The 23,746-nt window shown below is 59.9% G+C and carries 26 protein-coding genes; 13 read left to right on the plus strand and 13 right to left on the minus strand.

Features of this window, described 5'->3' with window-relative positions; genetic code table 11:
* The first annotated feature begins 6 nt into the window (after nucleotides 1-6).
* From typA to AC07OE_RS03305, 3 genes are read left to right on the plus strand one after another with little or no spacing between them, the layout of a single operon-like run.
* Nucleotides 7-1,830 carry a translational GTPase TypA gene (gene typA, locus AC07OE_RS03295; protein ID WP_495069146.1) on the plus strand — a complete coding sequence of 608 codons (1,824 nt, stop codon included), beginning with the start codon at nucleotides 7-9 and terminating at the stop codon, nucleotides 1,828-1,830.
* A 37-nt stretch (nucleotides 1,831-1,867) separates the two neighbouring features.
* On the plus strand, nucleotides 1,868-2,740 hold the full coding sequence (locus AC07OE_RS03300; protein ID WP_495069147.1) for a DMT family transporter: 873 nt from the start codon (nucleotides 1,868-1,870) through the stop codon (nucleotides 2,738-2,740).
* Entirely contained in the window at nucleotides 2,737-3,849 is a 1,113-nt protein-coding gene (locus tag AC07OE_RS03305) for an enoyl-CoA hydratase/isomerase family protein (protein ID WP_495069148.1), read from the plus strand. The genes AC07OE_RS03300 and AC07OE_RS03305 overlap by 4 nt, the downstream gene beginning before the upstream one ends.
* Nucleotides 3,850-3,865: 16 nt before the next feature.
* On the opposite strand, the gene AC07OE_RS03310 is transcribed toward AC07OE_RS03305, so the two are convergent.
* The 4 genes from AC07OE_RS03310 to smpB form a co-directional block, all read right to left on the minus strand.
* The gene (locus AC07OE_RS03310; protein WP_495069149.1) at nucleotides 3,866-4,678 is read right to left on the minus strand and encodes an anti-sigma factor family protein; all 813 of its coding nucleotides are present in this window, start codon (nucleotides 4,676-4,678) and stop codon (nucleotides 3,866-3,868) included.
* Nucleotides 4,679-4,689: 11 nt separating this feature from the next.
* Nucleotides 4,690-5,229, minus strand: a complete 540-nt coding sequence (locus AC07OE_RS03315) for a sigma-70 family RNA polymerase sigma factor (protein WP_495069150.1) — start codon at nucleotides 5,227-5,229, stop codon at nucleotides 4,690-4,692.
* Between the two features lie 9 nt (nucleotides 5,230-5,238).
* Nucleotides 5,239-5,643: a COG4315 family predicted lipoprotein gene (locus AC07OE_RS03320; RefSeq protein ID WP_495069151.1), complete on the minus strand. Its 405-nt coding sequence runs from the start codon at nucleotides 5,641-5,643 to the stop codon at nucleotides 5,239-5,241.
* Nucleotides 5,644-5,738: 95 nt separating this feature from the next.
* On the minus strand, nucleotides 5,739-6,212 hold the full coding sequence (smpB, locus tag AC07OE_RS03325; RefSeq protein WP_495069152.1) for an SsrA-binding protein SmpB: 474 nt from the start codon (nucleotides 6,210-6,212) through the stop codon (nucleotides 5,739-5,741).
* A gap of 80 nt (nucleotides 6,213-6,292) precedes the next feature.
* Between smpB and AC07OE_RS03330 the strand changes: the two genes are divergently transcribed.
* Both AC07OE_RS03330 and AC07OE_RS03335 read left to right on the plus strand, forming a co-directional pair.
* Nucleotides 6,293-6,736 (plus strand): type II toxin-antitoxin system RatA family toxin, encoded by a 444-nt coding sequence (locus AC07OE_RS03330; protein ID WP_495069153.1) that lies wholly within the window; start codon nucleotides 6,293-6,295, stop codon nucleotides 6,734-6,736.
* Nucleotides 6,726-7,073 carry an RnfH family protein gene (locus tag AC07OE_RS03335; RefSeq protein ID WP_495069154.1) on the plus strand — a complete coding sequence of 116 codons (348 nt, stop codon included), beginning with the start codon at nucleotides 6,726-6,728 and terminating at the stop codon, nucleotides 7,071-7,073. Before AC07OE_RS03330 ends, AC07OE_RS03335 begins: the two co-directional genes overlap by 11 nt.
* An 8-nt stretch (nucleotides 7,074-7,081) precedes the next feature.
* Here AC07OE_RS03335 and AC07OE_RS03340 read toward each other — a convergent pair whose 3' ends face one another.
* Nucleotides 7,082-7,612: a DUF4124 domain-containing protein gene (locus tag AC07OE_RS03340; protein ID WP_495069155.1), complete on the minus strand. Its 531-nt coding sequence runs from the start codon at nucleotides 7,610-7,612 to the stop codon at nucleotides 7,082-7,084.
* A gap of 74 nt (nucleotides 7,613-7,686) precedes the next feature.
* Between AC07OE_RS03340 and guaB the strand changes: the two genes are divergently transcribed.
* The 5 genes from guaB to AC07OE_RS03365 all read left to right on the plus strand — a co-directional run bounded on the left by guaB (nucleotide 7,687) and on the right by AC07OE_RS03365 (nucleotide 14,920).
* Nucleotides 7,687-9,156: an IMP dehydrogenase gene (guaB, locus tag AC07OE_RS03345; protein ID WP_495069156.1), complete on the plus strand. Its 1,470-nt coding sequence runs from the start codon at nucleotides 7,687-7,689 to the stop codon at nucleotides 9,154-9,156.
* 66 nt (nucleotides 9,157-9,222) lie between these two features.
* Nucleotides 9,223-10,842, plus strand: coding sequence for a glutamine-hydrolyzing GMP synthase (gene guaA, locus AC07OE_RS03350; RefSeq protein WP_495069157.1), 1,620 nt, complete (start codon nucleotides 9,223-9,225; stop codon nucleotides 10,840-10,842).
* Between the two features lie 136 nt (nucleotides 10,843-10,978).
* Nucleotides 10,979-12,760 (plus strand): putative bifunctional diguanylate cyclase/phosphodiesterase, encoded by a 1,782-nt coding sequence (locus AC07OE_RS03355; protein WP_495069158.1) that lies wholly within the window; start codon nucleotides 10,979-10,981, stop codon nucleotides 12,758-12,760.
* Nucleotides 12,757-13,986, plus strand: a complete 1,230-nt coding sequence (tadA, locus tag AC07OE_RS03360; protein WP_495069159.1) for a tRNA adenosine(34) deaminase TadA — start codon at nucleotides 12,757-12,759, stop codon at nucleotides 13,984-13,986. Before AC07OE_RS03355 ends, tadA begins: the two co-directional genes overlap by 4 nt.
* 10 nt (nucleotides 13,987-13,996) lie before the next feature.
* Nucleotides 13,997-14,920 carry an LD-carboxypeptidase gene (locus AC07OE_RS03365; protein WP_495069160.1) on the plus strand — a complete coding sequence of 308 codons (924 nt, stop codon included), beginning with the start codon at nucleotides 13,997-13,999 and terminating at the stop codon, nucleotides 14,918-14,920.
* A gap of 17 nt (nucleotides 14,921-14,937) precedes the next feature.
* On the opposite strand, the gene AC07OE_RS03370 is transcribed toward AC07OE_RS03365, so the two are convergent.
* Complete coding sequence (locus AC07OE_RS03370; protein ID WP_495069161.1) at nucleotides 14,938-15,246, minus strand: hypothetical protein; 309 nt, start codon at nucleotides 15,244-15,246, stop codon at nucleotides 14,938-14,940.
* Nucleotides 15,247-15,578: 332 nt separating this feature from the next.
* Between AC07OE_RS03370 and AC07OE_RS03375 the strand changes: the two genes are divergently transcribed.
* Nucleotides 15,579-16,496, plus strand: coding sequence for an adenylate/guanylate cyclase domain-containing protein (locus AC07OE_RS03375; RefSeq protein WP_495069162.1), 918 nt, complete (start codon nucleotides 15,579-15,581; stop codon nucleotides 16,494-16,496).
* Nucleotides 16,497-16,576: 80 nt separating this feature from the next.
* On the opposite strand, the gene AC07OE_RS03380 is transcribed toward AC07OE_RS03375, so the two are convergent.
* From AC07OE_RS03380 to mltG, 6 genes are all read right to left on the minus strand, one after another.
* On the minus strand, nucleotides 16,577-17,140 hold the full coding sequence (locus tag AC07OE_RS03380; RefSeq protein WP_495069163.1) for an ankyrin repeat domain-containing protein: 564 nt from the start codon (nucleotides 17,138-17,140) through the stop codon (nucleotides 16,577-16,579).
* 107 nt (nucleotides 17,141-17,247) lie between these two features.
* On the minus strand, nucleotides 17,248-18,036 hold the full coding sequence (locus tag AC07OE_RS03385) for a TatD family hydrolase (protein WP_495069164.1): 789 nt from the start codon (nucleotides 18,034-18,036) through the stop codon (nucleotides 17,248-17,250).
* A gap of 73 nt (nucleotides 18,037-18,109) precedes the next feature.
* Nucleotides 18,110-18,472, minus strand: coding sequence for a PilZ domain-containing protein (locus tag AC07OE_RS03390; protein ID WP_495069165.1), 363 nt, complete (start codon nucleotides 18,470-18,472; stop codon nucleotides 18,110-18,112).
* Nucleotides 18,469-19,494, minus strand: a complete 1,026-nt coding sequence (locus AC07OE_RS03395) for a DNA polymerase III delta subunit-related protein (RefSeq protein WP_495069166.1) — start codon at nucleotides 19,492-19,494, stop codon at nucleotides 18,469-18,471. Before AC07OE_RS03395 ends, AC07OE_RS03390 begins: the two co-directional genes overlap by 4 nt.
* Nucleotides 19,491-20,135 (minus strand): dTMP kinase, encoded by a 645-nt coding sequence (tmk, locus tag AC07OE_RS03400; protein WP_495069167.1) that lies wholly within the window; start codon nucleotides 20,133-20,135, stop codon nucleotides 19,491-19,493. The genes AC07OE_RS03395 and tmk overlap by 4 nt, the downstream gene beginning before the upstream one ends.
* A 19-nt stretch (nucleotides 20,136-20,154) precedes the next feature.
* Nucleotides 20,155-21,138 carry an endolytic transglycosylase MltG gene (mltG, locus tag AC07OE_RS03405; RefSeq protein WP_495069168.1) on the minus strand — a complete coding sequence of 328 codons (984 nt, stop codon included), beginning with the start codon at nucleotides 21,136-21,138 and terminating at the stop codon, nucleotides 20,155-20,157.
* Nucleotides 21,139-21,185: 47 nt separating this feature from the next.
* On the opposite strand from mltG, the gene ygfZ reads away from it, so the two are divergent.
* Both ygfZ and AC07OE_RS03415 read left to right on the plus strand, forming a co-directional pair.
* Nucleotides 21,186-22,121: a CAF17-like 4Fe-4S cluster assembly/insertion protein YgfZ gene (gene ygfZ, locus AC07OE_RS03410; RefSeq protein WP_495069169.1), complete on the plus strand. Its 936-nt coding sequence runs from the start codon at nucleotides 21,186-21,188 to the stop codon at nucleotides 22,119-22,121.
* A gap of 104 nt (nucleotides 22,122-22,225) precedes the next feature.
* On the plus strand, nucleotides 22,226-22,858 hold the full coding sequence (locus tag AC07OE_RS03415) for a protein phosphatase CheZ (RefSeq protein WP_495069170.1): 633 nt from the start codon (nucleotides 22,226-22,228) through the stop codon (nucleotides 22,856-22,858).
* Here the strand turns inward: AC07OE_RS03415 and AC07OE_RS03420 are convergent.
* A complete protein-coding gene (locus AC07OE_RS03420) occupies nucleotides 22,855-23,724 on the minus strand; it encodes a YbgC/FadM family acyl-CoA thioesterase (protein ID WP_495069598.1) in 870 nt (289 codons plus the stop codon). The two genes, AC07OE_RS03415 and AC07OE_RS03420, sit on opposite strands and share 4 nt — an antisense overlap.
* Between the last annotated feature and the right edge of the window lie 22 nt (nucleotides 23,725-23,746).

Genomic DNA, 23,746 nt, shown 5'->3' on the forward strand with positions numbered 1-23,746 from the left:
TGAACCATGAGTAAACAAATCCGAAACATCGCCATCATTGCCCACGTGGACCATGGCAAGACCACCATGGTGGACCAGCTGCTGCGCCAGTCCGGTACCTTTGCCGAGCACGAAAAAGTGGTCGATACCGTGATGGACAACAACGCGATTGAAAAAGAGCGTGGTATCACCATCCTGGCCAAGAACTGCGCCGTGAGCTGGGAAGGCACCCACATCAACATCGTCGATACGCCCGGACACGCGGACTTCGGCGGCGAAGTGGAACGTGCCCTGTCCATGGTCGACAGCGTGCTGCTGCTGATCGATGCGCAGGAAGGCCCCATGCCCCAGACGCGCTTCGTGACCAAAAAGGCCCTGGCCCTGGGCCTGCGCCCCATTCTGGTGGTCAACAAGGTGGACAAGCCCGGTGCCAACCCCGACAAGGTGGTGAACGCCGCGTTCGACCTGTTCGACAAGCTGGGCGCGACTGACGAGCAGTTGGACTTCCCGGTGGTGTATGCCTCCGGCATCAATGGCTGGTCGTCGCTGGAAGAGGGCGCTCCTGGTGAGCAATGGGGCCCCGACATGTCAGCCCTGTTCAACACTATCCTGAAACACGTGCCACCGAACTCCGGTGACCCCAAGGCGCCCCTACAACTGCAAATCTCTGCACTGGACTTTTCCAGCTTCGTGGGCCGCATCGGCGTGGGCCGTATCAGCCAGGGCACGCTCAAGCCTGCCCAGGACGTGGTGGTCATGGAAGGTCCGGACGGCAAGGCTGTCAAGGGTCGTATCAACCAGGTGCTGACCTTCCAGGGTCTGGACCGCATGCAGACGCTGGAAGCCGGCCCCGGCGACATCGTGTTGATCAACGGTATTGAAGATATCGGTATCGGTGTGACTGTGACCGACCCCGCCAATCCCATGCCGCTGCCCATGCTGAAGGTGGACGAGCCGACCCTGACCATGAACTTCTGTGTGAACACCAGCCCGTTGGCCGGCCGCGAAGGCAAGTTCGTGACCAGCCGCCAGATCTGGGACCGCCTGCAGAAGGAACTGCAACACAACGTGGCACTGCGCGTCAACGAAACCGACGAAGAAGGCGTGTTCGAAGTGCTGGGCCGTGGTGAACTGCACCTGACCATCCTGCTGGAAAACATGCGTCGCGAAGGCTATGAAATGGCCGTGTCCAAGCCCCGCGTGATGTTCAAGGACATCAACGGCGAAAAGCACGAGCCCATCGAAATGGTGACCGCTGACATCGAAGAAGGCCACCAGGGCGGCGTGATGCAGGCACTGGGCGAGCGCAAGGGTGAGCTGGTGAACATGGAGCCGGACGGCCGTGGCCGCGTGCGCCTGGAGTACCGCATTCCTGCGCGTGGCTTGATCGGTTTCTCCAACGAATTCCTGAACTTGACCCGTGGTTCCGGTCTGATCTCCAACATCTTTGAAGGCTACGAGCCGCACAAGGGGGATATCGGTGGCCGCAAGAACGGCGTGCTGATCTCCATGGATGACGGTGAAATCTTCACCTACGCCCTGGGCAAGCTGGACGACCGCGGTCGCATGTTCGTGAAGGCGAACGACCCCGTGTACGAAGGCATGATCGTGGGTATCCACAACCGTGATAACGACCTGGTGGTCAACGCTACGCGTACCAAGCAGCTGACCAACTTCCGCGTGTCCGGCAAGGAAGATGCGATCAAGATCACGCCGCCGATTGAACTGACGCTGGAATACGGCGTTGAATTCATCGAGGACGACGAGCTGGTCGAAATCACGCCCAAGTCCGTGCGTCTGCGCAAGCGCCACCTGAAGGAACACGAGCGCAAGCGCGCCAGCCGCGAGTAAGGCAACTGGGCGGCCCTTGCGGGCCGCTTTTTCGTTCATGAAACTCACCCACAACCGCGCCATCTTTTTGATGGTGGTGGTGACCTTGATGTGGTCTACCGCCGGCGTTGTCACGCGCCATCTCGAGTTTGCCCGCAGTTTTGAGGTTACTTTCTGGCGCGCGTTTTTCACGGTGCTTAGCCTGCTGGTGATCTTGCCCTTTGCCCGCGGGCGTGACGTGTTTTACAAGATCCGCCACGCTGGGCTGCCGTTTTGGTTGTCTGGCCTGTGCTGGAGCGTGATGTTCACGGCCTTCATGGTGGCGCTCACGCTCACCAGTGTGGGCAATGTGCTGGTCACCATGTCGATAGGGCCCTTGTTGACTGCTCTCATTGCACGGGTTTTCATCGGACACCGGGTGCCGCTGCGCACCTGGGTGGCCATCGTGGTGGCCGGGGCGGGCATTGTTTACATGTACGCGTCTCAGCTTGGCCAGGTGTCGCTCTTGGGCACGCTGGTGGCGCTGTGTGTGCCCATTGCAGGTGCCACCAATTGGACGGTGACCCAGCATTCGCACGATCAGGGCCACGATGTGGACCTGATGCCTGCGGTGTGGGTGGGAGCGGTGATCTGCTGCGTCGTGACGCTGCCTTTGTCGCTGCCATTGCGGGCCAATGCCCATGACGTGGCCTTGCTCGGCTTTCTGGGTGTGGTGCAACTGGCCGTGCCCTGCGTGCTCAGCGTGCGCTGCGCGCAAATCCTCAAGGCCCCGGAGATTTCCTTGTTGCAACTGCTGGAGGTGATCTTCGGCATCTTGTTGGCTTGGCTGGGTGCCAACGAAGTACCCGCCGACGCCGTGCTATGGGGTGGGGCGCTGGTGATTGGCGCCCTGGTGGTGAATGAAGTGATTGGATGGAGAGAACGCGCATGACAGCTCTGACCCTGAACGACGATGTGATCACCGAAGTCCGCGGCCAAGTGGGTTTTATTACCCTGAACCGCGCCAAGGCTCTCAATGCGCTGAGCCTGGGCATGGTGCGTAGCCTGACTGCCACACTGCTGGCTTGGAAAGACGATGCGGCGGTGATGGCTGTGGCGATCCGCGGTAGCTCCAAGGCCGGTGTGTTTGGAGGCTTCTGTGCGGGTGGCGACATTCGCTTCTTCCACCAGACTGCCCTGGCGGGCAACCCGGCGCTGGAAGACTTTTTCACCGAGGAATACGCGCTCAACCATCTGATCCACCACTACCCCAAGCCCTACATCGCCTTCATGGACGGTATCGTCATGGGTGGCGGCATGGGGATCAGCCAAGGTGCCTCGCATCGACTGGTCACCGAACGTACCAAGATGGCCATGCCGGAGACCAATATTGGCCTGTTTCCCGACGTGGGCGGTGGCTACTTTTTGAGCCGCTGCCCGGGCCGTACGGGGGAATGGCTGGCGTTGACGGGCGACGTGATTGATGGTCCCACGGCAGTGGCCCTGGGGTTGGCTGATCAGTCGGTCGAATCGGCCCGTTTGCCGCAAGCCTGGGACGCATTGGCTGCTTTGGACTGGACCGCGACAGCTCCGCTGGATGGCTGGTCTGCTATGTTTTCAGGAGCTTCAGGTTCAGAATCCACGGGGGCTAGAGACCTGATTGATAAATATTTCGCCCTGGACACTGTGCAGGCCATCGTACAAGCGCTGAAGGCCGATAGCAGCGACTGGGCCCTGCACACGGCTGCCACGTTGCGCAAGCGCTCTGCGCTGATGCTGCATGTGGTGCTGGAGCAGGTGCGTCGTGCCCGCGGCATGACGCTGGCCGACAACCTGCGCATGGAGCGCGACATGGTGCGCCACTGCTTCTTCACGCAGCACCTGGGCCGATCGGGTGCCGCCAGTGAGACTGTGGAGGGCATTCGCGCGCTGGCGGTGGACAAGGACCATGCCCCGCGTTGGAACCCGGTGCGCGTGGAAGACGTGACGCCAGAGATGGTGGAGCCGTTTTTCGTCAGCCCCTGGCCGGCGAACGCGCACCCCTTGCGCGATTTGGCCTAAGCCCAAGCTGGAAGCACTACAGCTGCTGGTAGACCGCTTGGGCCAGCTGCATCAACCGGTCCCGGGGCACCGGGCCGGTGAGGGCGTAGCCAAAGCCCTGGTCCACCCAGTAAAAGCTGGAAATGGCGCCCTCGTTGGCGAAGCGGAAGGCCGACTCCTGGGTGTTGACTCCCGCACCGTCTCCCTGTACCGCGCCGAGATAAAGCGTCAACCGTTCACCCGCGGTGTTTTGAAACATGAATTGGGCGCGGGCTCCCGCATCACCGGGTAACAGGCGGCCTCCCACCAGTTCAAAGCCCTGGCCTGTGAGGTCCGGTACCTTCAATGGCCGACCCAAGCGCTTGGACAGCCACTTCACCAGATGATCTTGTTCGGCGCCGCCGACCTCCACCGGGTGGCGTACCTCCGGGGCATAGACCGCGTGGGCCAGGCTGGCTTGGCGGACAAATTCGGCGGCGGGTTTGCGCGCGCTTTGCTGCGCCAGTTGGTCTGAAGTGCGCCATTGGCTGTGGGTGAACCAGCCCACCGCAAACGACAACAGCACGCTGGCCGCTAGCCCTCCCCAACGCCAAACGGCCTGTGCACGCGCGTTGCCTCCAGCGCCCATAGCCGCTTGGGTCAGGTGGGCAGGTGGGGCTTCGTGCAATAGCTGGGCATGCAGGGTTTGCAGCAGGTCGCGCTGCTGGCGCCATGTGGTCACGGTCGCCAGCGCTGCCGGGTCGTGCGCCAACTGCGCTTCCACTGCAATGCGCTGGGTGGCATCCAGACGGCCGTCGACGAGCGCGTGCAGCGTGTCTTCGGGCAGGGTGGAGGAGGGCGGGGCGGTCATATCGGGTTCCATCAGCGAACGGCGCGCAAACTCAGTACTTCGGCATTCCCATGTGTTGTTGTGGGAGTGTTAGCGGGTCCATCCAGCAGCGCCTGCAGCCGGGCACGCCCGCGCGACAGGCGCGACATGACCGTGCCCACAGGCGTACCGGTGATGCGGGCCACATCGGCATAGTCCATGTCTTCGAGTGCCACGAGCAGGAGCACACAACGCTGTTCTTCGGGCAGCTGCTTCAGACAGCGCTGTAAATCCAGCGCGGTGTCCATCCCGGAATGGGGCGCCGCCACACTGTGCAAGGCGTCTTCGACGTCTACCAGGGGTGCGGCTTGCTGCTGGCGCACCACGCGGCGCACGTCGTTGGCGTGGATGTTGTGCATCAGCGTGAACAGCCAGGCGCGAAGGTCCGTGCCCAGCAGCCACAGCCGCCATTTGGAGCAGGCCCGCTCCAGCGTGTCCTGCACCAGATCGTCCGCCGCCCAGGCGTTGCCCGTCAGGGCGCGCGCATAGCGGCGCAACCCAGGGATATGCAACACGAGGGCGGAACGGTCCATGCCTGGTGATTAGTAGGCCGAAGACGCGCCAGCGGCTTTTGGGGTTTTCACGGTGTGCCAGACGTTCATGAAGCCGTCGCCTGTGGTGTCGCCGGCCTTGGTGTCTTTGATCCAGAAATACAGCGGCTTGCCCTGGAAGGCCCACTGTTTTTTGCCGTCGTCACGCGTTACCACCGAGAAGTCGCCTTGGGGCTTGTCGGTGTCGGCGGCCATCAGCGGCGGCCAGTTGGTGGCGCAAGGGCCGTTGCAGACGGATTTGCCGCTGCCGGCAGCGTCTTTGTCAAAGGTGTAGAGCGTCATGCCGTTGGTGCCGGTCAGCATGCCGTTGGATACTTTGACCGGGGCTGGGTCGGCCATGGTGGCGCAGGCGCCTAGCAGGGCGGTGGCAAGGGTCAGTGCAGCGATGAGTTTCATGGGGTGCTCCAGGTAAAAAGATTGGGCAAACGGTTGCTTGCTCCCCGGATAAACACCCGCGGGGCCGGGTTTATTCCATGCCCCTGAAAAATAAATTAGCGGTTGCGGTCTTTCATGGCGCGCTCCACCTCGCGCTTGCCTTCGCGGTCTTTGATGGTGTCGCGCTTGTCGTGCTCGGCCTTGCCCTTGGCCAGCGCAATATCGCACTTCACCTTGCCGCTTTTCCAGTGCAGGTTGATAGGTACCAGGGTATAGCCCTTTTGCTCCACCTTGCCGATCAGGCGCTTGATCTCTTCCTTGTGCATCAGCAACTTCTTGGTGCGCACATTGTCCGGGCTGACGTGGCTGCTTGCTGTGTGCAGCGGGTTGATCTGCAAGCCGATGATGAACAGCTCGCCATTGCGGATCACCACATAGCCGTCGGTGAGCTGCACCTTGCCCTCGCGCAAGGACTTGACCTCCCAGCCTTCCAGCACCAGGCCCGCCTCAAAGCGCTCCTCAAAGAAGTAATTGAACGCGGCCTTTTTGTTGTCGGCGATGCGGGAAGCGGTTTCGGGTTTTTTGGCCATTGCACTCAGATGGGGATGACAGACGGGAATGAAAGAGACGCTGATGGGCTTGTCTACAATCCCGCGCAGACCGCCATTCTATGAAAACTGTTCACAAGTCCGTTCTGATCTGGTACAGCCCGCAAGAGATGTACGCCTTGGTGACCGATGTGGCCCACTACCCCGAATTTCTTCCCTGGTGCGACCACGCGCTGGTTTTGGAGCAGGACGTGGGTGGCATGACAGCGGAAGTAGGCATCTCCTTCAGCGGCATTCGCCAGACCTTCACCACCCGCAATACCCACACCGCGCCCAGTCAGGTGGGTATGCAGTTGGTCAAAGGCCCGTTTTCCAAACTCGACGGGCAATGGAATTTCCACCCCCTGGGTGATGGCGGTCAGCGTGCCTGCAAGGTGGAGCTGTCGCTGAACTATGGGTTTGACAACGCCGCTTTAGGTGCGCTGGTGGGCCCCGTGTTCGACAAAATTGCCGCGAGCCTGGTGGATGCCTTTGTCAAGCGCGCGCAGCAGGTGTATGGCGAATAACCCCTGCTTGTCCATTACGGTGGTGTACGCCCCGGCACCCCGGGAGCTGAGGGAGTGCATGCTGGAAGTGAATGTGGGCTGCACGGCGGGTATGGCAGTACAGCGCAGCGGTCTGCTTCAAGATATGCCGCAAACCGTTGTGGATACCCTAGTTCTAGGAGTGTGGGGTCGCAAAGTCAGCGGCAATCACATGTTGCGGCAGGGTGATCGTGTGGAGTTGTACCGCCCACTGCTGGTCGACCCCAAAGTGGCGCGCCGCGAGCGCTTTGCCAAACAGGGTGCAAAGTCGGCGGGACTGTTTGCCAAGCGCCGGGTGGGCGCCAAGGCAGGGTACTAGCGTCGCTTCTATCGGCAGTCGCTGTCGATGATGGCCTGAATGCGTTTAAGTTCGGCTGTGCGGGCTGCATCATCCATGACCTCGCGTTCGCCCGCGGCATTGGTACGAGACACGCGCACGCCGGAATCAAATGTCGCCTTGGCTTGCTTGGCTCGGGCACAGTTTTCGATCTTCGCCTTGACGATACGGTCTTCTTCAGCCTTTTTCTTGGCCGCCTCTGCATCGGCAGCTTGCTTTTTCTTGGCTTCGAGCTCTTTGTCTACGCCCACCCCCTTGGCCGCACTGACGGGCAAGGCAGGCTGCGGAGCTACTGGGGCCACCGTTGGCGCCGCGGAATCGTCCGAAGTGATTGCTGGTGCAGCAGGTCCGGGACGCTGACCTGCTGGGCGTTTCAGAATATTTTTCTCGGGTATGTCCGCACCTGGCGCGCGGTCACTGAACACCTTACGCCCATCCTTGTCCAGCCACTGCCACTGGGCCCAAACGCCTCCGGCAGAGAGTGCCAAAGTGACTGCCAAAAGTGCGGAAATTGGTTTCATGAGAGTAAGTGTAGCGCGCTAGGTGGAGCAAGGCCAAATGGACGCGGGTACAATCTGATTTTTGGAGCTTTGACATGCGCCTTCTCGGCAAAGCGCTCACCTTCGACGATGTGTTGTTGGTGCCAGCGTTCTCCCAAGTCCTTCCCAAGGACACCAGCCTCGCCACCCGTTTCTCCCGCAACATCGCACTGAACCTGCCGCTCGTTTCTGCGGCGATGGATACCGTGACCGAAGCCCGTTTGGCCATTGCCATTGCGCAAGAGGGTGGCATGGGCATCGTGCACAAAAACCTGACGGCCGCCGAGCAGGCCGCCCAGGTGGCCAAGGTCAAGCGGTACGAGTCCGGCTTGCTGCGCGACCCTGTCGTCATCACCTCTGACACCACCGTGCGTCAGGTCATGGCACTTTCGGATCAGCTCGGCGTTTCCGGTTTCCCCGTGTGCGATGGCGGCAAGGTGGTCGGTATCGTGACCGGCCGCGACCTGCGCTTTGAGACCCGCTACGACCAGACCGTGCGCGAGATCATGACGCCGCGTGAGCGCCTGATTACCGTGCCCGATGGCACCACCCCCGAAGCGGCCAAGGCGCTGCTCAATAAGCACAAGCTGGAGCGCCTGTTGGTGGTCAATGATGCCTTTGAGCTCAAGGGCCTGATCACTGTCAAGGACATCACCAAACAGCTCAACTTCCCCAATGCCGCCCGTGACGTCACTGGTCGTTTGCGTGTGGGTGCTGCGGTGGGCGTGGGCGAGGGCACCGAGGCCCGTGTCGAGGCCCTGGTGGCAGCCGGTGTGGACGCCATCGTGGTGGACACGGCCCATGGCCATAGCAAGGGCGTGATTGATCGCGTGCGCTGGGTGAAGCAAAACTTCCCACAGGTGGACGTGGTGGGCGGCAATATCGCCACCGGCGCCGCAGCGCTGGCGCTGGCGGAGGCGGGTGCCGATGCGGTCAAGGTCGGTATCGGCCCTGGCTCCATCTGCACCACGCGCATCGTGGCGGGTGTAGGTGTGCCGCAGATCATGGCGGTGGACAGTGTGGCCACAGCCCTCAAGGGTACGGGGGTTCCGCTGATTGCCGACGGCGGTATTCGCTACAGCGGAGACATTGCCAAGGCCATTGCCGCAGGCGCCAGCACCGTGATGATGGGTGGCATGTTTGCCGGTACCGAAGAAGCGCCAGGCGAGGTCATCCTGTACCAAGGCCGCAGCTACAAGAGCTACCGCGGCATGGGCTCCATCGGCGCCATGCAGCAGGGCAGTGCAGACCGCTACTTCCAGGAGTCCAGCACCGGCAACCCCAATGCCGATAAGCTGGTACCCGAAGGCATTGAGGGCCGTGTGCCCTACAAGGGTTCCATGGTGTCCATCGTGTTCCAGATGGCCGGTGGCATCCGCGCCAGCATGGGCTACTGTGGCTGCGCCACTATTCAGGACATGCAGGACAAGGCCGAGTTTGTGGAAATCACGACCGCAGGCATCCGCGAGAGCCATGTGCACGATGTGCAGATCACCAAGGAAGCCCCGAACTACCGGGCTGACTGATAACCGATACAGGGCCGTCCTCCGCGACGGCCCTTTGCTTTGAACGACAGACTTTTCTCATTCACCATGCAGCACCAGAAAATCCTCATTCTCGATTTCGGCTCCCAAGTCACCCAACTGATTGCGCGTCGCGTGCGCGAAGCCCATGTGTTCTGCGAAGTCCATCCTTGCGACGTGTCCGACGAATGGGTGCGTCAGTACGCGGCGGATGGCAACCTCAAGGGCATCATCCTTTCCGGCAGCCACGCCAGTGTCTATGAAGACACGACCGACAAGGCGCCGCAAGCCGTGTTCGAGCTGGGTGTGCCAGTGCTCGGTATTTGCTACGGCATGCAGACCATGGCCTGGCAATTGGGCGGCAAAGTGGAAGGCGGCCACAAGCGAGAGTTTGGTTACGCCGATGTGCGCGCCCATGGCCACACCGCCTTGCTCAAGGACATCGCCGACTTCACTACCGCTGAAGGCCACGGCATGCTGCAGGTCTGGATGAGCCATGGCGACAAGGTGACTGAGCTGCCTCCGGGTTTCAAGCTCATGGCCAGCACGCCCAGCTGCCCCATTGCTGGCATGGCAGACGAAGATCGCCGCTTCTATGCCGTGCAATTCCACCCCGAAGTGACGCACACCAAGCAGGGCGCGGCGCTGCTGCAGCGCTTTGTGCTGGACATCTGCGCCACGCGTGCCGACTGGGTTATGGGTGACTACATTGCCGAAGCTGTGGAGAAGATCCGCGAGCAAGTCGGTGATGAGGAAGTCATCCTGGGCCTGTCGGGGGGCGTGGATTCCTCGGTGGCTGCGGCCCTGATCCACCGCGCCATTGGCGACCAGCTGACCTGCGTATTTGTGGACCACGGCCTGTTGCGCCTGAACGAAGGCGACATGGTCATGGACATGTTCGTCGGCAAGCTGCATGCCAAGGTAATCCGCGTGGATGCGGAAGCCCAGTTCCTCGGGCATCTGGCGGGTGTAGCGGAGCCAGAAGCCAAGCGCAAGATTATCGGACGTGAGTTTGTAGAGGTTTTTAAGGCGCAAGCCCGCGAATTGACTGCACAAGGTGCTAGCAAAAAAGGAGCAACCTTCCTGGCCCAAGGCACCATTTATCCGGACGTCATCGAGTCCGGCGGCGCCAAGAGCAAGAAGGCCGTCACCATCAAGAGCCACCACAACGTCGGCGGCCTGCCCGAGCAGCTGGGCCTGAAATTGTTGGAGCCGCTGCGCGAACTGTTCAAGGACGAAGTGCGCGAACTGGGCGTGGCGCTGGGCCTGCCGCACGACATGGTGTACCGCCACCCATTCCCCGGCCCTGGCCTGGGCGTGCGCATTTTGGGTGAAGTGAAGAAGGAATATGCCGACCTGCTGCGCCGGGCAGATGCTATCTTCATCGAGGAACTGCGCAACTTCAAGGATGAGGCCACGGACAAGACCTGGTACGACCTCACCAGCCAGGCCTTCACGGTGTTCCTGCCCGTCAAGAGCGTGGGCGTGATGGGTGATGGCCGCACCTACGACTACGTGGTGGCCCTGCGCGCTGTACAGACCAGCGACTTCATGACCGCCGACTGGGCCGAGCTACCCTATGCGCTGCTCAAAAAGGTCTCTGGCCGCATCATCAACGAAGTGCGCGGCATTAACCGGGTGACCTATGACGTGAGCAGCAAGCCGCCGGCCACGATTGAGTGGGAATAAGCCCCGTTTCGCTGGCGCCCTCCGCCTGAGGGTTATCCCGAGTTTGCTCCGTTTTCCGGTGGCCTGGGGTTAAAAAATGAAGTCAGAGCCCTTTGTGGCGCTGACTTTTTATGGAAGCTTGGTGCACAATGTTTCCATGAATACCGAGAATCTGCCGGGTCTCCACGCGGACTCCGACTCCCTTCATTTTCTGGAGGATGAGGTCGTTGACGGAGGCGTGAAAGAGACGGTCTGGCGTTTGTTGGTGGTGGATGATGAGCCTGATGTGCATCGGGCCACAACCTTTGCTTTGGCCGGCGTGAAAATCCTTGGTCGCCCTCTGCATTTCCTGCATGCGTACTCGGCCTCGGAAGCGACCAAGATATTGCACTCCGAGCGGGATGTGGCCGTTGTGCTGCTGGACGTGGTCATGGAGCGTGAGGATGCGGGCCTGGCGCTGGTTAAAACCATTCGGCAGGACCTCAAGCTCACGGAATTGCGCATCATCTTGCGCACGGGCCAGCCTGGTTACGCCCCGGAAATCGAAACCATCCACGATTTCGACATCAACGACTACAAAACCAAGTCCGAACTCACACGCACCAAGCTTTACGCCACGGTCACTGCGGCGCTGCGGGCCTACGAGCAAATTCGCAAACTGGACGAGCTGGCTTTTTACGACCGGCTGTCCTGCCTGCCCAATCGCAACAAATTCATAGACCTCAGCGACGAGCGTCTGGCGTCCGGCGGATGCTCCGAGGACGTGATTGCGATTCTGGATATTGATGATTTTTCGGAAATCAACGATGCACTGGGTCACCAGCAAGGGGATCGCCTTTTGCAAGCTGTCGCTGATAGGCTCAAAGCGGAACTGGGCTCCGACGTGGTGCTAGCACGGATTGGCAGTGACACCTTCGGCCTGATGGGCGGCAAGCAGTTGGTGAACCCTTTGCGGGTATTGGCCATGTTCCGCGAACCATTCCTTGTACAGGATGATTCGATGGTGGTCACTGCGACCATGGGGTTGACCAACCATTTGTCGGAAGGTGTGTCGGGGCGTGATGCGCTCAAGGATGCCAACATTGCTCTCAAGCGCGCCAAAAAGAGCCGCCGCGGTAGCTTTGTCATGTTCTCATCGGAAATGGGGTCAGACATCCGCGAGCGGGTGCGTCTTCTGCAGAGTCTGCGCAGCGCGGTGGAGAGCGAACGTCTCTTTATCGTGTACCAGCCACAGATCAATTTGCACAGTGGCAAGGTGGTGGGCATGGAAGCCCTGATCCGCTGGCGCAATGAAGACGGCACCTTTGTGCCTCCTGACCGTTTTATTCCCTTGGCCGAAGCCTCGGGCATGATTGTCGCTATTGGGGACTGGGTGTTGCGCATGGCCTGCCACGAGCTGGTGCGCCTGCAGGCGCTGGGACTGGCGGATTTGCGTATGTCTGTGAACGTGTCGCAGATCCAGTTCCGCCATCCTGAGTTCCTCGACAAACTCAACGCGGCCCTGTTGGACACCGGTATCAGCCCTCGCTGCCTTGAGTTGGAGATTACGGAGTCGGTCGCTATGGAGGACGCGGACTTCATGCTGGAGACCTTGCATTTGGTGCGAGAGTTGGGAATCTCTATTGCGATTGATGACTTCGGCACGGGCTATTCCTCGCTGAGTCAACTTCGGCAGTTGCCGATAGATCGGTTAAAGATCGACAGGGCGTTTGTGTCTGAGATTCAGGATGGCGCATCCGGCGGCCATATCGCCTCGATGGTGATCGAATTAGGACGAAATTTGAATCTGACGGTCATTGCCGAGGGTATCGAAGACGAAAAGCAGGCGAAACGTTTGAGAGAGCTGGGCTGCCACGAAGGCCAAGGCTACTTGTATGCGCGCCCCATGACGCCCCCACTTTTGAAAGAGTGGCTACAGGCGCGAGACCACACACCTTGATCGCAGGGGATTTCGTGGGCGATGACATCCACTTCATGCGGATGGCCATTGAGCAAGCGCACAAAGCCCGTGCCGCGAATGAAGTCCCGGTAGGTGCCGTGGTGGTGAAAGACGGGGTGGTTCTGGGCGTGGGGCGCAACGCTCCCATTGGCACCCATGATCCATCAGCCCATGCGGAAATCGCAGCGCTGCGTGCCGCTGCAGCAGCGCAAGGTAACTACCGGCTGGACGGATGCGATGTGTTTGTGACTTTGGAGCCCTGCGCCATGTGCGCAGGTGCCATGTTGCATTCGCGAATACGGCGCGTGGTGTTTGGCGCGACAGATCCAAAAACCGGGGCGGCTGGTTCAGTTGTTAACTTATTTGACAACCGTAGTCTCAACCACCATACGCTTGTCAAAGGCGGTGTGTTGGCGTCAACGTGCGCTGGGCTGCTCCACGATTTTTTTGCAGAAAAGCGCACAGAGAAAGCGCGTTACGCATCGCCCCTGAGGGAGGATGCGCTGCGAACCGCGGATCGTTGCTTTGACGGCCTGCACGACTATCCATGGGCGCCTCACTATGTCAGCAACCTGCCGACCCTGGCCGGTTTGAGGATGCACTACCTGGACGAAGGTGGGGCCAATTCTCGGCGCACCATTCTTTGTCTCCATGGCTACCCCGCATGGAGTTTTGTATTTCGCAAAATGTTACCGGGCTTGTTGGCTGCGGGCTACCGTGTGATAGCCCCGGATTTGATCGGATTTGGCAAAAGCGACAAGCCCAAGAAAATGGAATTTCACACGTGGGCGCACCATCGGGATGCGCTCCGAGACTTGGTTGAGTCACTGGACCTGTGCAATGTGGTAGCAGTGGGGCAGGGCGAGGGCAGGGACCTCGCTTTGTTGTTGGCGCAGACCATGCCAGAACGTATTGCCTGTGTAGTGCCTTTGGCGGCGTTCGATGCTGGGATCATCTCCGCCACCCCGCGCAACATGACGTCCTATGCAAGTGCCGTCGTCACCGCACAAGCGCCTCATCTCAGTGAGGCCGAATGCTTGGCTTACCAAGCCCCGTTTCCTGATGCCGGACACTGTGCAGCGCTTATGGCATTGCATCCGGGTGTGAAGCCGGCGTGGCCTGAGATCCAAGAACTGAGTGTCTGCGTTGCCGCAGGCGTTAAGAGTTTTGCGCCCGAAACAAACGCCGAGGTCGTCGTGAATTTGCTGGCTAGTCTTCAGCCCTGATAATCAGGGCGTGAACAAGCGAATCTACATTTACTCTCCATCGGGTGCCGTGCGTGACAAGGCTGCATTCAAACGCGGCGTTAAACGTCTAGAAATCCTGGGTTACGACGTCGAGGTGGACAACGATGCGTTGGCCAGTTCGACCCGGTTTGCCGGTGATGACGAGGTACGTATTGCCGCCATTCATCGCGCTGCGGCCAGCGGCGCCGATGTTGCGCTGATATCCCGTGGAGGTTACGGCCTGACCAGAATTCTGCCGGACATACGCTACAAGGCGGTCGCCAAAGCGATTGAGCGTGGGACCCAATTCGTCGGCATCAGCGACTTCACGGCCTTTCAGCTGGCGCTGTTGGCTAAAACGGGCGCGCAGACCTGGGCCGGGCCGGCACTGTGCGAAGGTTTCGGGGTTGGCGGCGAGCCGGGCCTTTTGCCTGACGACATTATGGAAGACTGTTTCCAAGATTTGACGTCGGGGCAGGGTGAGGGGGCAGGTTGGCGTCAAGATAAGGCGTCTGTTGAAGCGGGTTTGCTGAATGTGCACGATGCCATGGTGTGGGGAGGTAACCTGACTGTACTTGCCTCTCTTTTGGGTACGCCATTCTTCCCCGACATCAAAGGTGGGATCCTGTTTCTGGAAGACATTAGTGAGCACCCCTATCGCATTGAGCGCACTCTGACCCAATTGCTGCATTCGGATGTGATAGGGCGACAAAAGGCCGTACTTCTCGGGCAATTTACAGGCTACAAACTTACACCCCATGACCGGGGATACAAGCTGCAATCGGTGGTGGATTGGCTGCGAAGCCAAACCAAAGTTCCCGTATTGACCAATTTGCCCTACGGCCACGTGCAGACCAAAGTGCTGCTGCCAGTTGGCAAAAAGGCGGATCTTGCAGTGGACGGGCGCGACGCCATGCTGTTCTGGGGGCACTGAGCCCTGGCCTGATGTCGCTAGTGCTCCAAAGGGCTGAGGCGCGATGTCAGCCCACTGGGAAGCAGACCAGAAAACATGGTGCTGATGGATGCAATGGCCTTGCGTGCTTCGAGTTCACCGTCCAGATCTGCAACCGCTGCCATCACATCTCCACGAAGGTACCAGAGATCCTGGACGTCGTCCGCATAAGTAACCCGCAGTTGAATCACTGGGTAAGCTTGTGCACCACGTTCGCCTAGAGCAGCCAGCATCGCCTCACGAATTTGCGCAAGGGATGCCGCCTGTTTTCTGGGGCTGCTGGTACCAGCCTTGATAAGGCTGTTCATTAAATTTGATGGAGTCCAACGCATATCTTTATTTTTGAGTTACTCGCCCGTGACCATAAGCAAAGGCAATGCCATCCACAATAGGGACAGGCTCGCGTTTTGCGGCAGATACAACAGGGTGACCATGGGGATGGCTTTCTGAGGCTCGAATATTGAAGGCTTGGCGTGTCGACTCTGTGACAGCTTAGGTATCTTTTGGATGGACAAGCCGCCAAAGTGTGGGGCGAAGTGCGGCTATTTCCTGTTCTATGTGGATGTCCGTCTTCGCGCATTCTCAATACGCCTGCTATGCCCTAAACTCAGGCACTACATAAGAACCGGATCAATTGGGAATGGGTGTTCAAGCGACCGTTGTATTCACAGACCTGCATGGCAGCACGGCTGTGTTCGAGGCATTGGGCAACGCCCGAGCGACAGAGACGGTTACCCACATTACGACCTGGATCACGCAGCAGTGCGCGCGGCACGGTGGACGTCTGGTCAAGACTCTGGGCGACGGCGTCATGGTGATTTTTTCAGATCGCCAAAGTGCAGTGTCCGCAGCGGTGGAAATCCAAAGGTTGCACCATAAACGAACCATGCGCCAGGCCACTGACATCCGCCTGCCTATCCGCATCGGGTTGTCAACAGGCGAAGTGGAGATGGTGGCGGGCGATTGTTATGGGGATGCGGTCAACGTGGCCGCACGTTTGTGCGACCTCTGCGGGCCCCATCAGATATGGGCCGCAGCGAGCACACTGGATGGTGTGCGGGAGGTACGTGGCACCAACTTCCGCATGTTGGGGCCTATCCATATCCGGGGCCGGGCCGAGCCTTGCAATGTGCACCAGATTGAATGGCGCGAGGAAGAGCCTTCGGATTTCCTGACCATGCAGGCGCAACTGGACCCGGTGGATCTGCTGAATGCTCCAGATGCTTTGGGGCGTGAGGTGGAGTTGCAGTGGATGGATGTCAAGAAGACCTTCAAGTCTTTTGAGTTGCCGGCACACATTGGGCGTGTTAAGAGCGTGGAGTTCGTGGTGAATGACCCTCGGGTTTCCCGGACCCACGCCCGTCTGGAGTGGCGCAATGGCAGTGTGATCCTTGTGGATGTCAGCAGCTATGGCAGTTGGGTGCGCTTCTCTGATGCTGGGGGGGCCGATGTCTTGCTTCGTCGTGAAGAGTGTGTGCTGCATGGCAAAGGCGAATTGGCCCTGGGGGCATCGTTCGCCGATGCAAGTGTTCCCACGGTGTCGTTCACCGTTCGGTGAGTTTTTTTTAATGTATTTATTAACATAATATACATCGTATAAAATAATTGGCGCGTGTAATGATCGAATTCATGCCTCCCTTACCAGCTGCCCTTGGGTCGTCTTGCCCGAATGAAGGCCGCAAGGATCTCCACGGACTCCGCTTTCTTGACCCGGTTCGCAAAATCAATCGCCGTAAGCCCAATGCCGTTCTTCAGTGTGGGATCTGCACCAGCTTCCAGCAGCATCTTGACGGCCGAGGCATTGCCGTACATGGCGGCCATCATGAGCGGCGTCGACCCATTGGGTGACGCTGCATCGATATAGGCATGGTTGTCGAGCAGCAACTGCATGATTTCGATATGACTGTTGGTGGCGGCGTAATGCAGTGGCGCCCAGCCGGGTTTGTTGACGTCCGCATCGCGCTCGATCAACTTGGCACACAAGTCTGTGTAACCGCGCAACGCTGCCAGCATCAAAGGGCTTTCATCCTGGGGGGTTCGCACCTCCACCTCAATGTCTGGGTGGTCCAGCAGTACGGCCGCTACCTTGGGTGCAGGCTCCTGCAGGGCCACCAATAATCCTGGTATGCCTTTGGGGCTGACGGTGTTCGGATCAAAACCGCGGGCCAGCAACTGGGTGACGGCGTCGGCGTTGTCCCGCACGATTGCTTGAAAAAAGTCTTCATAGGATCCTGCTCTTGAAGCAGAAAATCCAATAAAAACAAATAGATATAACGATAATCTGAACCAATGCTTCATGTAATTTGACCTTATTGGGGTTTGAATAAAGTCGTGAAGTTGGTACCGGAAACCTCCGCCATCTTCTCTAGCGAACAGCCCTTGATCTCTGCCAGTTGTTTGGCGACATAGGGCACATACGACGGATTATTGATCTTGCCACGGTATGGCACGGGGGCCAAATAGGGGCTGTCGGTTTCAATCAGCAGGCGATCCATGGGCACCATGGCGGCCACATCGCGAATGTCCTGTGCGCTTTTGAAGGTCAGAATTCCTGAAAACGAAATGTAAAACCCCAAGTCCAGTGCGGCCTCGGCCACGGCCTGGTTCTCGGTGAAGCAGTGAAAAACACCACCAGCCGAGCCAGCACTTCCATCCTCGCCCTCCTCCCGCAAAATTGCCAGCGTATCTTCAGACGCGTTGCGGGTATGGATGACCAAGGGTCTTTGGAGTTGGCGCGCGGCACGGATATGTACCCGAAAGCGTTCGCGTTGCCATTCCATGTCGGCCACTGTGCGTTCACCCAGGCGGTAGTAGTCCAGCCCGGTTTCACCAATCGCGACCACTTTGGGCAACGCCCCCAGACGCAGCAAATCGTCCAGCGTTGGTTCGGTTATGCCTTCGTTGTCTGGATGTACACCGGCGCTGGCCCAGATATGGGCGTTTTCGGTGGCCATGCGATGCACATCCCCAAACTCTTCCAATGTGGTGCAAATGCACAGGGCGCGGTCCACCTGGGCGGCAGCCATGGCCTCGCGAATGGTTGGCCAGGAATCCGCGAGGTCCGGGTAAGTCAGATGGCAGTGGGAATCGGTGAACATGGTGGACAAAATCAGGAGGGCTCATGTCGCAGCCGCCGCGACACTGGTAAGAAAGCGCGTGGGCTCAGTGGTCTCAGACCGTCTGGGTAGGGCGGTCCGATGCCATGTGCGCACCCAAAATCTCTTCGATCTTGAGCTTGAGTGCGTGTGACTTTTCGTCTTTTGGAAACAGAATGCCCACGCCCTGCGTACGACCACCAGAGGCCTTGGCAGGCGTGACCCAAGCCACTTTACCGGCTACCGGGTAGCGCTGTACATCGTCTGGCAAGGACAACAGGACATACACATCGTCGCCCAAGGCGTATTCCCGTGTGGTGGGGATAAATACGCCGCCCTCGGTGAACATGGGGATGTATGCCGCGTACAGCGCGGCCTTCTCCTTGATTGAGAGCTGGATCACGCTGGGGCGGGCGGTGGCGGAAGGAGTGGCGCTCATGGTGTTGTCTGGTGGCCCGAGTTTAGAGTGGTTTGGGCTTGTCCGACAAGCGCTTCGAGCATAAGGCCGGCATTGAAGGGATGGTCCATGGAGCGCATGGCGTGCGACAAGGCCTTGCTCCAGGACCTCAAAGCCGCTGCGGAGGCGTTCAAACCGGAAATTTCTTTGGAGGGGAAAAAGCGCGGCGCAGCCCCGGCCTGTACGGCCATCAGGTCGTGGCACAGCTTGTGCTGGGCGTCGATGATTTGGGGGGCCGTCCAGTCTTTGACCGCAAGGACATCGCCGCGCACCATGGCTTTGGGAAAAGCCGCCCAACTGCCAGGGTCCCGGCCCGATTGGGCAAACAGCAGCGCGTCCTCTGGCCGCCCGCCCGTGGCTTGCAACAAACCGTCCACGTCTTGGGTTGGTACGCCAAGGCTGCGCAGCCAATTCTTGGCCTGATCAGCATCAGGCCACACCATGGTGTGGCCGATGCAACGACTGCGTATGGTGGGGAGCAACTGATGGGCCGATTCGCTGGCCAGCACAAATTTCACATCGCCAGCCGGTTCTTCCAGTGTCTTGAGCAACGCATTCGCGGTGATGGTATTCATGTTCTCTGCGGGGAATACCACGACCACCTTGCCGCGGCCACGTGCGCTGGTGCGCTGAGCAAACTCCACGGCGTCGCGCATGGCATCCACGCGGATTTCCTTGCTGGCCTTGCGTTTTTTGTCATCTATCTCGCCCTGCGCCTTCTCGCTCAGCGGCCAGCCCAGCTCGAGCATGGTGGTCTCTGGCATCAGCATGCACAGGTCCGCATGGGTACGCACGTCGATGGCATGGCAACTGCCGCAATGCCCGCAGGCGCCTTCGGGCGTTGCATGCTCACACAACCAAGCGCGCGCCAGAGCCAATGCGAGGCTGTATTGACCCAGTCCCGATGGCCCCTGCAGCAACCAGGCGTGACCGCGCTGGGCCAGCAATTGCGTGGTTTGGGCTTGAATCCAGGGGGCGGCCACGCTGGCGGCTGCGTCAGTCATGCGTGCAAATACCCTGACTGGCGCAAAGCCGTTTGTACATCGCGCCACACGGCCTCTGGTGTCTGGTGGGCGTTGATGCGGGCAAAGCGCTTCGGATCTTCCGTCCGGCGACGGGCATAGCCAGCCGCCACATTTTCAAAGAACGCGACTGGTTGGGACTCAAACTTGTCGGGAATGCGCGCGCCAGCCAAACGACTGGCTGCCACCGACGGCGGCAAGTCAAACCATACAGTCACATCCGGTTTCACCAAAGTCTGGTCTGAACCCAGGCCTGATCCCTGGACCCATTGCTCCAGCACTTGCAGCACCTGCCAGTCAAAGCCGCGCCCGCCGCCCTGGTAGGCAAAGGTGGCATCGGAAAAACGGTCGCACAGGACCACGTCACCGCGAGCCAATGCCGGAACAATCACTTGCTGCACATGGTCACGTCGGGCTGCAAACACCAGCAGGGCTTCGGTCATCGCGTCCATGCTGTCGTTGAGCACCATCTGGCGCAGGCGCTCAGCCAGGGGCGTTCCGCCGGGCTCGCGCGTCAGCGTAACCACCCTGCCCTGTGCTTGAAAAGCCTTGGCCGTGGCGTCGATGTGGGTGGACTTGCCCGCCCCGTCTATGCCTTCAAAACTGATGAAAAGTCCGCTCATGCCGTCCCTGGTGGTGCGTTCATTGGCCGCGCTGGTATTTGTCGACCGCCCTATTGTGCTCGTCCAGCGTGGTGCTGAACTGGCTGGTGCCGTCACCCCGCGCCACAAAGTACAGGGCCTTGCTCTGCGCCGGCTGTACGGCGGCCAGCAAGGCTGCTTTGCCCGGCATCGCGATAGGCGTCGGCGGCAGTCCGTTGCGGGTGTAGGTGTTGTAGGGCGTGTCGGTCTGCAGGTCGTTGCGGCGCAAGTTGCCGTCAAAGGCATCGCCCAGGCCGTAAATGACCGTGGGGTCGGTTTGCAGGCGCATGCCAATGACCAGTCGGTTGTTGAACACCGCCGAAATCAATGCTTGGTCGCTGGCCTTGCCGGTTTCTTTTTCAACAATGCTGGCCAAGACGAGCGCTTGGTCAGGCGTCTGCAGCGGCGATTTGGGGTTGCGCTGGGACCAAGCGGCGTCCAGCTTTTTGTCCATGGCATGCAGGGCACGCAGCAGCACCGCCATGTCGCTGGAGCCTTTGGAATAGGTGTAGGTATCGGGGAAGAACCGGCCCTCGGGATGCACGCCGGGGCGACCCAGCTGCTCCATGACCTGCTCAGGACTCAGGGCCTGGCTTACGGGTTTGAGCTGGTCGGCCTTGCGCAGTGCCTCACGCACCTGCTTGAAAGTCCAGCCTTCCACCAGGGTCACGCTGCGCAGGGCTTCGTCGCCCTGCACCAGCTTTTGCAACAGGCTGCCTGGCGTGGTGCCGGCGGGCAGTTCGTAACTACCGGCCTTGATGTTGCGGGCTTTGCCGGACAGGCGAAACCACCAGTACAGCAGGGCCGGCTGAACCCGCACGCCTGCCTGAGCCACATCGGCTGCCACCTCACGGGCGCTGGAGCCAGGCTCGATCGACAGGTCCACCGAGGCGCCGGGGATATCCAGTGGCGACTGGACCCACGCGTATCCCGCTCCCAACAGCCCCAACACGGCCATGCACACCACAACAATGAAAAAGCGCACAGCCCTACTTCCAGTCAGTCATAAGAGAGGGAATGATAATTCAGCCCATGAACACCGAGACTCTTCCCGCAGTTGCTTCGTCCAACCTGCACGGCGTGGCCCGCCTGGACCACCTGGGCGTGATCCAGATCGAGGGCGAAGACGCTGCCAAATTCATCCATGGCCAGTTGACGCACGACTTTGCGCTGCTCGACTTGAACAGCGCACGTCTGGCGGCGTTTTGTTCCGCCAAGGGGCGGATGCAGGCTAGTTTCATTGGTTTCAAGCGCCCGGAGGGCGATATTCTGCTGGTCTGCAGCAAGGACTTGCTGGCATCCACGCTCAAGCGTCTCTCCATGTTTGTGATGCGCGCCAAGGCCCGTTTGAGCGATGCGAGCGAACGCTTTGCCATGTACGGACTTGCTGGAGGTGCTATCAAAGAAATAGCTGCTGGCGTAGGATCGACGTGGGCCAAAGCCGATTTTGGCAATGCAACCGTGGTCAAACTCTACCCCGCCGACGGTGTGCCCCGTCAGCTGTGGGTTGCGCCCGTGGAGGCCGCGGCGCCTGTGGGCGAAGCCTTGGCAATGGATACCTGGCTCTGGAGTGAGGTGCGCAGCGGTGTGGCCACGCTGAGCCAGCCCGTATTTGAAGCTTTTGTGCCGCAGATGCTCAACTACGAGTCGGTCGGCGGGGTGAGTTTCAAGAAGGGCTGCTACCCCGGGCAGGAGGTGGTGGCGCGCAGCCAGTTCCGCGGCACACTCAAGCGCCGCGCATTTGTGGTGCAGTCCAGTGCCCCCTTGGTGGCGGGGCAGGAGATCTTTGCCAGCGGAGACGACGAGCAGCCCGTTGGCATGGTGGTGCAGGCTGCACTTTCTCCGCAGGGGAACGCCCAAGCGATTGTGTCGCTGCAACTGCCAGCCCTGGATGTGGGGGGGCTGCATGTGGGACAGGCCGATTTGCAGGTGCTGCCGCTGCCCTACCCCTTGCTGGAAGATATTTAAAGCAGATCTGGCCCAGGATATTTGTGCTTTTGCAGCCTCGCATGTGCCAGCTGCATTCATAATAAACACGCACAAAACGAGCCGGGAAGGGATTGGATCAGCCTATGTCAACGCCGCTATCAAAAGAAGAAGCTTTTGCCCGTTTGGGCGCTATCACGCGCGAGATGCACGAAGCCCTGGCCGTGATTGGCGGCAGCCAGCTTCATGACGTGGTGCAGGAGATTCCCAACGCCCGTGACCGATTGGCCTATGTCGGCAAGATGACCGAAGACGCGGCCAACAAGGTGCTGAATCTGGTGGACCTCGCAAAGCCGGAGTGTGACGATCTCTCCGCCCGCGGTTTGGAGCTCGGCGAATCGCTGGCGCGTCTGGCAGCATCTCCCGACCTGAGTGTGGACAAGGCCCGTGGTCTGATGGTTGTGTGTGGCAAATTTGCGCAAAGCACCGCCAAATTTGCCGAGGGGCAAGGGGCCGTCCTCAGTGACATCATGATGGCGCAGGATTTTCAGGATCTGTCTGGCCAGGTGATCAAGAAGGTCATCGACATCATCACCCGTACCGAGATGCAACTTGTCCAGTTGCTGATTGACAGCTCTCCCTCAACGGTTTCATCGACAAAGTCCGACAGCACGGAACCCGTGACCGTGGACAACCACGTGCTGGAAGGCCCGCAAACCGCGGAGAGCGCCCTCAAGCAGGATGACGTGGACGATTTGCTGGCCTCTCTGGGTTTCTAGGCGCTCAGTGCAAGCACCATTTCCTGGTGCGCAATACCTGCCTCGGTGAACCGATCCCCCCGCATGGCGAAGCCCTCGCGGGTGTAAAAGCCTTCAGCGCTGCATTGGGCATGCAGCATTACCTCGGTATCTCCGCGCTGGCGGGCAACCTGCACCAGAGCACGCAGCACCTGCAAGCCCAAGCCCCCACTGCGCAACATCTGGTGCGTGGCCATGCGGCCTATGCGTGCGACACCGGGCGCCTGGACGACCATGCGGCCACTGGCCACTACCTGCCCCAAGGTGTTCTGCACGACGGCGTGGACGGCGCTGGCATCGGCCTCATCCCAGACCAGCACCTCTGAAATCGCTTGTTCATCCACAAACACGGCGCGGCGCAAGGGCGTGACCTGCATTCCCCAATCCGCCCAGTTACCTGTTGCTGTACGGGTCACCGGCTGGCCGGCCTCAAATTGGCCAAACGTCTGCCGCAGCACTTCGGGCACCGGGCGAGAGGTCTGGCTGGCTGGGTCGGCAAATACATACACCAGCTCACCAGATACCAAGAGCATGTCGCCGCGGAAAATGCCGCCTTCAAACACCATGGAGGAATTACCCACCCGGGCGCAGCGCAGGCCAATGTGCAGCGTGTCGTCGTAGCGGGCTGATGTGTGGTAATCCAGTGTGGATTTCTTGACGTACATATCACCACCCAGCAGGACCATGCTCTCCTGGTAGGGCAACGCCAACGCCCGCCAGTAGTCGCCCATGGCGGTATCCAAGTACATCAGGTAGTGGGCATTGAACACGATGTGCTGCATGTCCACCTCGGCCCAGCGCACGCGCAGCCGGTGGAAAAAACGGAATTCAGAACGTTGCAAGGTCATGGTGGGTTGGTCCGCAAGGGTT

The organism is Rhodoferax sp. GW821-FHT09E07 (assembly GCF_059416145.1).

Excerpts from the sequence above, each read along its gene's own strand:
- AC07OE_RS03320 (WP_495069151.1), bottom strand. The coding sequence starts at position 5,643 with ATGAAACTCATCGCTGCACTGACCCTTGCCACCGCCCTGCTAGGCGCC.
- AC07OE_RS03305 (WP_495069148.1), top strand. The coding sequence starts at position 2,737 with ATGACAGCTCTGACCCTGAACGACGATGTGATCACCGAAGTCCGCGGC.
- AC07OE_RS03335 (WP_495069154.1), top strand. The coding sequence starts at position 6,726 with ATGGCGAATAACCCCTGCTTGTCCATTACGGTGGTGTACGCCCCGGCA.
- AC07OE_RS03355 (WP_495069158.1), top strand. The coding sequence starts at position 10,979 with ATGAATACCGAGAATCTGCCGGGTCTCCACGCGGACTCCGACTCCCTT.
- AC07OE_RS03300 (WP_495069147.1), top strand. The coding sequence starts at position 1,868 with ATGAAACTCACCCACAACCGCGCCATCTTTTTGATGGTGGTGGTGACC.
- AC07OE_RS03375 (WP_495069162.1), top strand. The coding sequence starts at position 15,579 with ATGGGTGTTCAAGCGACCGTTGTATTCACAGACCTGCATGGCAGCACG.
- guaA (WP_495069157.1), top strand. The coding sequence starts at position 9,223 with ATGCAGCACCAGAAAATCCTCATTCTCGATTTCGGCTCCCAAGTCACC.
- AC07OE_RS03340 (WP_495069155.1), bottom strand. The coding sequence starts at position 7,612 with ATGAAACCAATTTCCGCACTTTTGGCAGTCACTTTGGCACTCTCTGCC.
- AC07OE_RS03370 (WP_495069161.1), bottom strand. The coding sequence starts at position 15,246 with ATGAACAGCCTTATCAAGGCTGGTACCAGCAGCCCCAGAAAACAGGCG.
- AC07OE_RS03310 (WP_495069149.1), bottom strand. The coding sequence starts at position 4,678 with ATGACCGCCCCGCCCTCCTCCACCCTGCCCGAAGACACGCTGCACGCG.
- ygfZ (WP_495069169.1), top strand. The coding sequence starts at position 21,186 with ATGAACACCGAGACTCTTCCCGCAGTTGCTTCGTCCAACCTGCACGGC.
- AC07OE_RS03415 (WP_495069170.1), top strand. The coding sequence starts at position 22,226 with ATGTCAACGCCGCTATCAAAAGAAGAAGCTTTTGCCCGTTTGGGCGCT.
- smpB (WP_495069152.1), bottom strand. The coding sequence starts at position 6,212 with ATGGCCAAAAAACCCGAAACCGCTTCCCGCATCGCCGACAACAAAAAG.
- AC07OE_RS03330 (WP_495069153.1), top strand. The coding sequence starts at position 6,293 with ATGAAAACTGTTCACAAGTCCGTTCTGATCTGGTACAGCCCGCAAGAG.
- AC07OE_RS03395 (WP_495069166.1), bottom strand. The coding sequence starts at position 19,494 with ATGACTGACGCAGCCGCCAGCGTGGCCGCCCCCTGGATTCAAGCCCAA.
- AC07OE_RS03315 (WP_495069150.1), bottom strand. The coding sequence starts at position 5,229 with ATGGACCGTTCCGCCCTCGTGTTGCATATCCCTGGGTTGCGCCGCTAT.
- typA (WP_495069146.1), top strand. The coding sequence starts at position 7 with ATGAGTAAACAAATCCGAAACATCGCCATCATTGCCCACGTGGACCAT.
- AC07OE_RS03385 (WP_495069164.1), bottom strand. The coding sequence starts at position 18,036 with ATGTTCACCGATTCCCACTGCCATCTGACTTACCCGGACCTCGCGGAT.
- guaB (WP_495069156.1), top strand. The coding sequence starts at position 7,687 with ATGCGCCTTCTCGGCAAAGCGCTCACCTTCGACGATGTGTTGTTGGTG.
- tmk (WP_495069167.1), bottom strand. The coding sequence starts at position 20,135 with ATGAGCGGACTTTTCATCAGTTTTGAAGGCATAGACGGGGCGGGCAAG.
- AC07OE_RS03390 (WP_495069165.1), bottom strand. The coding sequence starts at position 18,472 with ATGAGCGCCACTCCTTCCGCCACCGCCCGCCCCAGCGTGATCCAGCTC.
- AC07OE_RS03420 (WP_495069598.1), bottom strand. The coding sequence starts at position 23,724 with ATGACCTTGCAACGTTCTGAATTCCGTTTTTTCCACCGGCTGCGCGTG.